This window comes from Clostridium sp. 1001283B150210_160208_E6, from assembly GCF_015669365.1.
Lineage (GTDB): Bacteria > Bacillota > Clostridia > Clostridiales > Clostridiaceae > Clostridium > Clostridium paraputrificum.
In genome coordinates this window covers 58,531-69,173 of sequence record NZ_JADPAA010000017.1, presented here as the reverse complement: position 1 = coordinate 69,173, position 10,643 = coordinate 58,531, and the positions used below count along the sequence as shown (strand labels likewise).

Annotated in this window: 10 protein-coding genes; all 10 read right to left on the bottom strand. The window is 29.5% G+C overall.

Translation table 11 applies throughout. The features are described 5' to 3' along the window. Positions 1-91: 91 nt before the first annotated feature. A complete protein-coding gene (locus I4V16_RS14940; RefSeq protein WP_049178352.1) occupies positions 92-1,381 on the bottom strand; it encodes a hypothetical protein in 1,290 nt (429 codons plus the stop codon). Beyond that, positions 1,374-1,949 (bottom strand): sigma-70 family RNA polymerase sigma factor, encoded by a 576-nt coding sequence (locus I4V16_RS14935; protein WP_049178351.1) that lies wholly within the window; start codon positions 1,947-1,949, stop codon positions 1,374-1,376. Before I4V16_RS14935 ends, I4V16_RS14940 begins: the two co-directional genes overlap by 8 nt. Positions 1,950-2,270: 321 nt before the next feature. Then, entirely contained in the window at positions 2,271-3,533 is a 1,263-nt protein-coding gene (locus I4V16_RS14930; protein ID WP_049178350.1) for an ATP-binding protein, read from the bottom strand. A gap of 23 nt (positions 3,534-3,556) precedes the next feature. Beyond that, a complete protein-coding gene (locus I4V16_RS17605) occupies positions 3,557-3,682 on the bottom strand; it encodes a hypothetical protein (RefSeq protein ID WP_271819503.1) in 126 nt (41 codons plus the stop codon). A gap of 26 nt (positions 3,683-3,708) precedes the next feature. Then, positions 3,709-4,257: an accessory gene regulator B family protein gene (locus tag I4V16_RS14925; protein ID WP_065423182.1), complete on the bottom strand. Its 549-nt coding sequence runs from the start codon at positions 4,255-4,257 to the stop codon at positions 3,709-3,711. A gap of 473 nt (positions 4,258-4,730) precedes the next feature. After that, positions 4,731-6,155 (bottom strand): 6-phospho-beta-glucosidase, encoded by a 1,425-nt coding sequence (locus I4V16_RS14920; protein WP_111937361.1) that lies wholly within the window; start codon positions 6,153-6,155, stop codon positions 4,731-4,733. 16 nt (positions 6,156-6,171) lie between these two features. Continuing rightward, entirely contained in the window at positions 6,172-8,376 is a 2,205-nt protein-coding gene (gene bglX, locus I4V16_RS14915; RefSeq protein ID WP_195542134.1) for a beta-glucosidase BglX, read from the bottom strand. Between the two features lie 84 nt (positions 8,377-8,460). Further along, the gene (locus tag I4V16_RS14910) at positions 8,461-8,769 is read right to left on the bottom strand and encodes a PTS lactose/cellobiose transporter subunit IIA (protein ID WP_049178347.1); all 309 of its coding nucleotides are present in this window, start codon (positions 8,767-8,769) and stop codon (positions 8,461-8,463) included. 34 nt (positions 8,770-8,803) lie between these two features. Next, positions 8,804-10,081 (bottom strand): PTS transporter subunit EIIC, encoded by a 1,278-nt coding sequence (locus I4V16_RS14905; protein ID WP_207745437.1) that lies wholly within the window; start codon positions 10,079-10,081, stop codon positions 8,804-8,806. Between the two features lie 73 nt (positions 10,082-10,154). After that, positions 10,155-10,460, bottom strand: a complete 306-nt coding sequence (locus I4V16_RS14900; RefSeq protein ID WP_049178345.1) for a PTS sugar transporter subunit IIB — start codon at positions 10,458-10,460, stop codon at positions 10,155-10,157. Positions 10,461-10,643 lie beyond the last annotated feature (183 nt).

The window sequence follows — 10,643 nt, the reverse complement described above, 5'->3', positions numbered from 1 at the left end:
ATGAATAAAATTTAAAATTATAAAAATAAGGCTGTATCAGCCTAAGGTAAAAAACCTTAATCTGATACAGCCCCTTTTTGTTACTAAAAAACTATCTTATTGTAAAGTTCCAATCTCCAGCCTTATATAAATCTACTCCACTAAGCTGGAAATCTAACCTTCTAGTTATTCTTTCTGATAGTTTTAAGTCTTCATAATCAAAACTCATAATTATAGGAGAACCATCCTCTGAACCAATACAACCATGGTTACGGAAACTTGCATTTAATAAGACTATCTGTGAATCTTCCTTTTTAAATTTCTTTACATCAAAATATAGTTCTACTGATTTTTCTGTTCCTTTTATGGACTTTAATAAAATCTTTTCATCTATATCTTCTAAATAAATCTCTTTATTTATCTCTATTGTTTCTCCCTTTTCAGGAATCTTAACTTTTATCTTTGGCATGTTTACTAAGTTATAGTCTACCTCTACCCTATTTATATTAATATTTAAATTTGATCTTACTTCTCCATCTATTACAAACTCATTTCCTTGTCCTGAGTAGGTAGAAGAATTTACATTATAAGTTTTACCTTTATCATCTGAAATTGAAAAGTAATCTTTAGGATAAAAAATATTGGATTGAATATTAATATTTTCCTTATTCCATAGAGATACATAAGTGTCTCCTTCAAAAATATACTTATTACCTCCAATCATAATGCCACTATCTTTACTATTTCCTCCAACATCACTATATTTATATAACTTATCTCCTTCTACTAATGAAATACTAATAATATCTTTATTATCACTTACCAAAGTAAACTCTTTAACTATCCCTTCAGTTTTATAGCTTTGATTAAAGGAACTCCTTATTCCATCACTTCCTATTGAATACACATCTGTTTTTACTAACTCTCCATTAGGAAGCCTTATACTAAACTTATCTTTTAAAGAGTTTATATACTTTTCTTCTTCTATTTTTGAATTATTAAAACCACATTCTATCCAAATCCCTATACTTACTTCATTTTCTTTGCTCATTACACTCTTTATCAAGGCTTCTTTTCCATCAATATTAGTTACTATAGGCTCCTTTAATACGTATACTTCCTCACTTGTACTAACTAGTCCTAATCCTGGATTAAAGAACAAAGCTTCCTTTATCTTAGCTACTACACCCCTTCCCATTGGTGAAACCAACATAAATACAACTGCCAAACTAGCTACTAAAGCAATCTTTAATCTCTTTGACCTTCTTGTGCTTCTTACCCTATTCTTTAGCTGCTTCTTAAGCCTTTTCTTTTGAATATCATCCATAGGTATTTCCATTTCTGAGGTTATATCAAATTCTATATCATTTAACACTTCATATATATCCTTATCATTACTCATAATTTTCTACCTCCTCTAAAGTAGTATTATACTTAGCTCTAAGCTTCTTCCTTGCCCTACTCACTTTAGTGTTTATAGTCCCTTCCCCTATACCTAACTTTTCTGATATTTTTCTAGAACTATATCCAAATAAAAACTTCATAACAAATATACTTTTATCTGGTTCCTTAAGAAGATTTATTAAATCTAATACCCTTCTAGTTTCAATTCCTATAATTATATCTTCCTCTATAGACTTGTTATCTTTTAAAGTATGTTTATCTATATCACTTGTCTTATACTTTTCATTACTATACTTTCTATAATAATCAATGGCCTTGTACTTACTAATTCCTGCTATCCAATTCTTAAATTTTTCATTTTCTCCACTAAACTTATCTATATTGTTCCAAACACTAAAGAAAATATCTGATATACATTCTTCTATTAACCCATTGTTTTCTAAAGGAAGTAATACCTTTCTTACAACTCCGTTTACAATAGCAGAGTATTTGTCTATGATGTACTCTAATGCCTTTTCATTTTTCTTGCAGAGCTCTATTAAATAATTTTCTTCATTTATTTTCATACAAAAACTCCTTTCAAGAGGCCTCTACTATTAATAACGAATATCCTAATTAAATCTTACACTATTTTTATATAAATTTATTTAATATCTTCTTAAATAAAAAAGGTGGGGTAGATATTTATTTTGCTTGTTCCGTCGTTGCGCTCCAAGTCACATCAAAACAAATATCCATCCCACTCATACTAAAGGTAAAGAAATTATTATACTTGATTTTATATTTTTTAATATGAAATTATAGTAACTCCTTTGATTTATAACTAATTAAAATTTTATACTTTCCTAGACATAAAAAAAGAAATCGCAAAGCGATTTCCAATAAACTTATTTATCTTTTCTTGGTATAGTTATAATAAACTCTGTTTTTTCAATATCACTAGTTACTGATATTTTACCTTTACATTTCTCTATAGTTTCTTTAACTATAGCTAACCCAAACCCATGCTCTCTATTTGAATTATCCTTAGTAGAAAAGCCTGATTGAAAAATTTTATCTATTACTTCATCTTCTATCATAGGTCCATTATTTTGAATACATATAACTATATCATTAAATTTTTCAAATGTTCTAATAGCTAATATACCTTGTCCATCCATTGCTGTTACTGCATTACTAATAATATTAGAGAGAACTTTTTGCAATTCAAATTCTGTCATCTCAATATCATTTAAATCTGCATGTTCATCTAATATAACCTTAATTCCTGTATGCCTAATTCCTTTAGTAATTATAGCTATTACTGAATCCGAATTATTTGATACTTCTATTGCTGTATCTATACTATTATGTCCATTAATTATATCCTTTAACAATTCTCCTACTCTTTCATAACGCTTCATTAAGTGTAATCCATATAAATATGAAATTTGTGCTCCATAATCATGTTTTATCTTATTTAGCTCTTTTATTCTTTCTTCTAATGCATCATTTAAATTTCTTATCTCTCTTGACCTTTTTTCTATTGAAGCAAAATACAATGTTGCACCTACAAAAGCTAATACTATTATTGTAAACACATAGCCTCTATACATAGGATCATCACTCCAATTAACTATCTTATCAAAAGACAGAAGTAAATCTAATAATACTGTCAATAAAACTAAAAATATGATTGAAATATTTCTACTTTTAATTACTCTATATAATTTATAGAATATTTTCTTATTCATAAGAATTAATAAAAAAAGTATATAATTTATACCGTATATAAACACTACTAACCCTAGTTCTGTGTACCCTTTAGGTAACATAGGTTGAATAAAGGCCCAATAAAGCTTACTACTAATTAGGGCTGATAATCCACCTACTAAATATAAAATACTATAGGATATGGTTACACTAATTTTATCCCTTCTGTAAAACATCAATACAATAACAAAAGGGACTAAATGACTCATTATAATACTTATGCTTGAGTTACCCAGAAATTTCATTACTATTTGTAATCCTAGCCATACTAAAATAACAGCTAATATAACACTACCACTTTTATTTTTATATTTATCCTTTACACAATAATTAGGTAATATTATAAATACTAATGCTTGAAGAATACTATTTATTATGTCAGCTATAATTAAAGTCAAAATTAATCTCTCCTAAACTTGTTTTATCTTTTATTTTTCATAGAGTCTGGCATATCTTCAACACCTATACCGAACATAGATGCTGAACCTGATATAACTACAGTAGCTAAAAGTAAAATTAAACTTCCTATATTCTTTCTAATCTTCAAAACTCTCCCTCCTTTGCAAACTTATATTACTTTTTATTAAACATCAACATTGTTAATACAGTGATTGTCCACATTATTACAGAGGATAACCTATCGTTAAAAAAAATAATGGCTAAAGAAGTTAATATAAATACGTTAGTAATCCCTATTTTTCTATTTCTTTTTATACTCTCTTCCTTTTTCATGGGCATTTTGTCATTAATAATAGGTGCCCTATGATATATACAGAATATATTTATAACTCCTAAAATTAATTTGCTGATAAAATTTAGTTGGTTAGTTATAGCTAAAATTATTATGAATAATTCTATTATAACTGTTACAATAAAGCATCGAAATTGTGTAGATTCATGGTATCCTCCTATAAATGGCTTTATAAATACCATAACTAAAATAATCATTATTACTTCTTCGCTATATCCAATGATATAAAATAATAAAACTTCAAAAATAATTTTTATTATTTCATATAGTAATACTTTTAAAGTATACTCCATTTCTTCTGACTGCTCTTTTGTAAAATGGTTTCCTTTTGTTATGTAACAAACTATATTTTTTGTTATTTTCCCAATCATAGGTACTCCTTGTGAACACTTAAATATTCTTTACATAATTATATCATTTTTATTTATTTTTCCCAACATAAATAAGCATTTTTCGACACATATAAATTATAATAATTTTCATTTTATATTTATTTTACATTAAATCCATTAATTTCTACAATATACTTGAAGCTTAAATGTAACTTAACTCCCAAACTTTTTGCCACTACTAACAAATAAATATAAAAACATCGCTAATAAAAAAAGATAGGGGATATTTATTTTGCTCGTTCCGTCGTAAGCTCTAAGTCACACCAAAACAAATATCTCACCCCACTCCTACTAAATGTAAGGAAATTATAAAATTATTATCACTAATTTTATATTTTTTAATATGAAATTGTAATTATAACTTTAATTTATAGCTAATTAAAATTTTATATTTTCCTAAAGAATAAAAAAAGTAGCTCATAAGCTTAAGAGCTTATGAACTACTTTCTATATTATTCTAAGCTTTCACCATTTGATGAAATAACTTTTTTATACCAATCAAAAGATTTTTTCTTTCTTCTTTCTAATGTTCCATTTCCTTCATCATCTCTATCCACATATATGAAACCATAACGTTTTGACATTTCTCCAGTAGAAGCTGAAACTAAGTCAATACATCCCCAAGTTGTATATCCAAGTAATTCTACTCCATCTATTTCAATAGCATCATGCATAGCTTTAATATGTTCTCTTATATATTCAATACGATAATCGTCATTAATTGAACCATCCTCTTCAATTATATCCTTAGCTCCTAATCCATTTTCTACAATAAATAATGGCTTTTGATATCTATCATAAATAGAATTTAATGTAATTCTTAATCCAAGTGGATCTATTTGCCATCCCCACTCGCTAGCACTTAAATATGGATTTTTAACAGATGCAAATACATTTCCCTCAGTGGTTGGAGCCATTTCTTCAGTACTTGCAACTTTACTTGAATAGTATGAGAATGATACAAAGTCTACAGTATTATTCTTTAATAGCTCTAAATCTCCTTCTTCCATTGCAGGCATAGTATCTTCTCTTTTCATCTTCTTTAGAGCATAATTAGGATACTGTCCCCTTGCTTGTACATCTATAAAGAAATAACCTTCTCTATCCTTTTCCATTGCCTTCCATACATCCTCTGGTTTACAAGTATAAGGATAAGTGTTTCCTGCAGCAAGCATACATCCAACCATATTATTATGATCAATTTCATGGGCTATCTTTGTTGCTAAAGCACTTGCCACTAGCTCATGATGAATAGCTTGATATTTATCCTTCATTTCTGTTTCTTTATTCTCAATTAATAATCCTGCTCCCATAAATGGTGCATGAAGTATCATATTTATTTCATTGAAAGTTAACCAATACTTTACTAATCCTTTATATCTTGTAAATAAAACTCTACATAAATTTTCATAGAAGCCTACAAGCTTTCTATTTTTCCAACCACCATATTTCTTAATTAGATGAATAGGACAGTCAAAATGTGTTATTGTAACTAAAGGCTCAATTCCGTATTTATGACATTCTTTAAATAGGTCTTCATAGAATTTTAGCCCTTCTTCATTAGGAGTTTCTTCATCTCCATTCGGAAAAATTCTTGACCAAGCTATAGACATTCTATAAACCTTAAAGCCCATTTCTCCAAATAAAGCTATATCTTCTTTAAAATGATGGTACATATCTATACCAACCTTAGCTGGATAGTATTCTTCTTCATGAAAGTCTAATGTATTATCTAAACCTAGCATAACCTTAAAACGATTCTTTCCATGTGGTGTTATATCTACATTTGCTAGTCCTCTTCCACCTTCGTTATATGCTCCTTCACATTGGTTTGCAGCTGTTGCTCCTCCCCATAAAAATCCTTCTGGAAAACTCATATTAACTCCCCCTTAATTAAAGTAGTTCAAAGTTAGTTTCTTTAACTTCTGATGAATTACATCCTATATATAGTTTGAACTTTCCTGGTTCTGATTTAAATTCCATACTAGCAGTATAGAATCTTAACATTTCTTCATTTATTGTGAATTTAACCTCTTTCTCTTCACCTGGTTGTAGCTCAACCTTCATAAATCCTTTAAGTTCCTTAACTGGTCTTACTACGCTACCCTTTATATCTTGAATATATAATTGAACTGTTTCTAATCCTGCCACGCTACCTACATTTTTCACCTTTATAGTAGCTATTATTTCACCATCATTAGTTAGTTTATCTGAATTTAAGTTAATATCCCCATACTCATATTTAGTGTAAGATAATCCATATCCAAATGGATATAATGGACTGTTTTCTACATCTATATATCTAGAAGTAAATCTTGAATTGTGAATAGAAGTTTTTGCAGGTCTTCCTGTATTAAATTCATTATAGTAAAGAGGTGCTTGCCCTACTCTTCTTGGGAAGCTCATAGTTAATTTTCCTGATGGATTAACATCTCCAAATATAACATCTGCAACTGCATTTCCCCCTTCTGTTCCTGGGAACCATGCTTCTACAATTGCATCAACTTTCTCTACTACATTAGTTAACACAAGTGGTCTTCCATTAAATATCACTAATACTACTGGCTTTCCTAATGCTCTTACTTTTTTTAATAATTCTAACTGTATCTTTTCTATGGATAGTTCTGTTCTACTACCACCTTCTCCACTTTGAAGAGGATGTTCACCTAAAGCCATAATAACAACATCAGATTTTTTTGCAGCTTCAATTGCTTCATCTATATCTTTTTGTGGATCAAACTCTATTTTTTCTTCTTCTACAGCTCTACCAAACCCACCTAATATAGATTTATCTTCAATCATTTCACACCCTTTTGCATATGTGAAATTCTCTTCTGATATCTTTTCCTTTATTGCATCCATTAGCGGTGTAACATCTTTCGGATTACTATTAATAGCCCACGAACCAGATAACACTCTACTTTCACCATATGGTCCTATAAGAGCAACCTTTTTATCCTTTGAAAGTGGTAATACACCATTATTCTCAAGTAATACTATTGACTCACCTGAAATTTTTCTAGCAAGCTTACGCTTTTCTGGTGATAAGATTACTTCTTTTTCTTTATCAATATTCGCTCCTCTATATGGATTTTCAAATAATCCAAGCTTATTTTTAAGATTTAAAATACGCCATACTGCTTCATCAATAAGTTCTTCACTAATAACCCCATCTTTAACCAAGCCTTCAAGCTGATTTGAGTAAACAGGTGTCTTCATATCTATATCAACACCAGCTTCAATGCCAAGCTTTGCTGCTTCTCTATCATCTTCTGCAACTCCGTGAGCTATAAGTTCTTGAATTGCAGCATAATCTGAAATTATTACTCCATTAAAGCCCCATTCTTCTCTTAACACATCTCTCATAAGCCACTTATTACCTGATGCTGGAATGCCATCAACTGTGTTAAATGATGTCATAACAAGCTCACATCCACTATCAACAGCTGCTTTATAAGCTGGCAGATAATCTTCTCTTAATCTTCTTTCAGACATATCAACGGTATTGTATTCCCTTCCACCTTCTGGTGCACCATAAGCTGCAAAGTGTTTTACACAAGATGCTATATTTTTATCTGGATTTAAATCACCTTGATATCCTTCAACAAATGCCTTTGCAAATTCACAGTTTAAATAATTATCTTCACCTGTAGATTCCATTACTCTTCCCCATCTAGCATCTCTAACCAAGTCAACCATAGGTGAAAATGTTATGTGAATTCCTGTAACTGCTGCTTCTTCTGCAGTGTTACTCATACCTTCTTTTACTAATTTAGGATTCCATGTACATCCTAAAGCAAGTGGTACTGGATATGTTGTTTTATATCCATTTATAATATCAGCCATAAATAATAGCGGAATTTTATGTCTGCTCTTTTCTAAATACTCTTTTTGTATCTTTATTAATTGCTCTGCTCCAAATACATTAAATATTGATCCCACATTATCTACTACTTCTTGATCTATTCCTAACTTTTGTTTTGGCCCTACTGCTAAAGCGTCTGACTTAAAAAATTCTCCTGATAATTGAACTAGTTGGTATATTTTTTCTTTTAATGTTAAGTCATCAAATATTTTTTGTAATTCTGCTTTATTCATTGCTACACCGCCTTAATATTTATTTATATAGCCCTTTAAGGAATAGAAATTACATTAATGTATTTCTACCCCTTAAAGTTAATTTTATTTTTTCAATTCTTTGTACATTGTTACCATCTCTTCTATTAACTCTTTAGCTAAAATAGATGTCATTAAATGATCTTGAGCATGAACCATAATAATACTGTAATTAGAATTATCTCCATTCGCTTCTGCTTGTAATAACTCTGTTTGTGCATTATGGGCAAGTAAAGAACTTTCTTCAGATTCTTTTAACAACATTTTTGCTTCCTCATATTTTCCTTCTCTTGCCTTGTGAAGTGCTTCAAACGCTTTTGTTCTTGCTGTTCCAGAGTTTGATATTAAATTTAGTGCTATTAATTCTTGATCCATTGTCTTTTCTCCTTGTTCTAAACAGTTTTTATGCTTATACAGAGTCTCCTGAAGCTTCTTGTTCTTTTTCAGCTGCTAAGTATTGCTTATCTAATAATTTCATAAATGGTACCCATATAACAAATCCTAATACAAAAGTGGCTATTGTTATAACTACAGACCAAGGATTGAAGTTAGTCGCAATTAATTGTTGTATAATTGGAGGACAAGTCCATGGTGCTTGGAATATTGGAATTGCTCCTGTTAAAATTACTAATAAGTAAGCTAACCCAGCTTGTAGTGCTTCAACAAATATCCATGGAAGCATTAATGTAGTATTCATGATTACTGGTAAACCAAATACAAATGGTTCGTGTATATTGAATAGTGCTGGTACTAATGATAATTTACCTATAGCCTTTGATTGTTTTGACTTACCAACAACACATAAAGCAACTATCTCTGATAATTTAGCTTGTCCTGTAAAACAAGTAAATGCTGCTGTTAAAACATATGGTAATGGTTCTCCTGCATTAAATGCTTCTAAGTTTGCTGCCATTGCTACCATTGCAATTGGTTGCCATACAGTATTTAAAACTAAATTTGTTCCATGAATTCCAAAGAACCAAAGTACTTGCGCTACGATAAGTATGAATAAGAATACCCATATGTTATTACCAAAACTTAAGAATGGTTTTGTAATAATTGTATCAACACAGTTTTGTAATGTACCAAATGGAGTCACTTCAAATATTAATCTAATAGCAAGTGCAACTAATATAGCACCACCAAATGGAATAATTGATAAGAATGGTTTTGCTACATTTTCAGGAACTGAATCTGGCATTTTTATTGTAAAATCTTTGTGATGTAAATATGCTAAAACACTTATTGATATAAAAGTAACTAATAATGCTGGAAATACCCCTGATGCCCCTAATACATTAGTTGGAATAAGTCCATTTACAATTGCCCCTTTAATAGTTTCACCATTTACAATTACATCTGTAACTGCTGTAAATGGAGTTACTAATAAAAATGAAGCTAAAGCACACATAATACCATAAAGTGGATCTATATTTTTTTGTTTAGAATAACTTCTTGCTGTACCTATAATTACATATATAGCTAGTAATCCCAATGTAATAGGACTTATTGGTGAAAATATCTTCTTTAATATAGCATCTACGCTTGGCGCAAAATCACTTAAGAATGGGAAGTTACTTAAAATAAGTGCTACTGATGCTATTAACGTTACAGGAAGTGAAGACATCATACCTTCCTTTATTGCTGTCATAACTTTGTTTCTATTTATTTTGTCTGCTAGCGGCATTAAATATTTAGTTTAACCCATTTTCTAACTTTTCCATAAAACTATTCATTTTATTTCCTCCTATCATTTAAGACTATTCATTAATCATTTTCTTAATTTGTTCTAATATATTAGCTCCATTGCCCATACCATAATCAACTGGGTTTATTGTACTAAGTGGTTTATTGTACTTATTAGCTATTTCTAAAAGTTGATCTTTTTTATAAGCAATTTGTGGTCCTAGTAATATAACATCGTAATCTTTTATTACTGATTCTAATTTTTCATATGCTTCTGCATTTATTGTCCATCCTTCTTCTTCTGGACCAAAAGCAGCTACAATTTTTTTCTTTACTAAACTTGTCGACATTCCAGCTGCGCAAATCAATAAAATTTTCATTTATAATTCCTCCAAACAAAACATTAATGATATCATTTACATTATTTTTATATAGCAATATCCATGCCATACACTTCTACAACTTTATTTTTTCTTATATAAAAAACAAAAAAGATGCTGTAAACCCTGTATTTACAGCATCTCTAAATATTAATATTTTTTATTAATTTCATGTGTATTTTC